Source organism: Synechococcus sp. B60.1, from assembly GCF_047462555.1.
Classification (GTDB): domain Bacteria; phylum Cyanobacteriota; class Cyanobacteriia; order Thermostichales; family Thermostichaceae; genus Thermostichus.
The window spans coordinates 1-1,141 of sequence record NZ_JANSJN010000217.1; the positions used below are offsets into that span (position 1 = coordinate 1).

At 64.0% G+C, this 1,141-nt stretch carries 1 protein-coding gene; it reads right to left on the bottom strand.

Translation table 11 applies throughout. The features are described 5' to 3' along the window. The coding region (locus tag NW863_RS13120) for a DUF3488 domain-containing protein (RefSeq protein WP_414366890.1) at positions 1–1,141 on the bottom strand (1,141 nt) is incomplete at both ends.

Here is a 1,141-nt window from a genome sequence, read left to right on the forward strand (position 1 = left end):
GCTGGGCTGGGTCAAGAGCACTCAGCAGCTCCTCCTGGCTAAGCTGGCGCAGGCGGGGCTCCAGATCGCGGGGGATCCAGCTCACGGCGCGGTAGAGATAGGGCAGCCGGGGGGGCAGAGAATGGCTGACATCCCCGCTCTCGTGCAGGAGGAGGCGGCGAGTTTGCCGTTGCCATGCCTGCTGAGGGGTCATCACTCCACCCCGATCCAACCACTCCACCTCCAGCAGCGGCGCCACCCCAAAGACGGTGTTGGTGGCCAGCGGCTCTAGGTAAATCCGCTGCTCCAGGGGGAAGAACTGGAGGTCGCTAGCGGTGGGGATCAAGGGGGAAGCCGAGAGATCAAAAACCCCTGCTGCATTGGGGAAAATCGGGATCGCGTGGTCCAGCGTCCGCGACCAAGCCCGCCCGTCGTAGCGATCAAAGCTGATCCCCCGCCAGTAGAGGGACTCCACCTGGGGCGGCACCCCCGCCGGGAACTCCACCCGCATGACAACAGTGCTGTCGGTCTTGAGGGTGCCGAACTCCCCCAGGCTGACTTCCTCGGCAAAGCCGGTGGTCATCACCGGCGAGCGGGCCTGCCGGCCTAGCAGCCCCAAGCTAAGGCGCGGAAAGAGGAAAAACAAAACCACCGAGAGAAGGGTTGCCAGCAAAGCCAGGGATCCAAGCAACCCCAGAAAGTTGAGGTCGATCCCGCGGACTTGGCTGGCCGCCTGGGGGTACTGCTCCGCCTGCAGGCGCAGGTGATAGAGGGTGAGGTTAACCAGCCCCACCCCCACATACAGCAGGAATAAAAACCCAAAGCTGATGTCCTCGTTAAAGAGGGTGGCAATGGCCATCAGAAGCAAAGACAATACCGCCAACTGAATGTGGTCGGCTGCCCGCTCCCGCTGGAACAACTTGGCCCCCGTAAGGTAGAGCACCAGGCCTATGGCCCCATCCGAAAGCGGCAGCACGCCCGCAAGCACCAGAGCCGCCAAGCTGACCAGCACGCTCACCGTCAGGGGCATCCACAGGGGCGCATAGCGGGCAAAGCTAATGCGGGGCGGCTCCCAAAACCAACTGGCAGCCCCCGCCGCCAAGCAGAGGGCGATAACCGCCGGCGACAGGGCCTGATCCCCAAGGCAGAGGGCCGTAAAGGC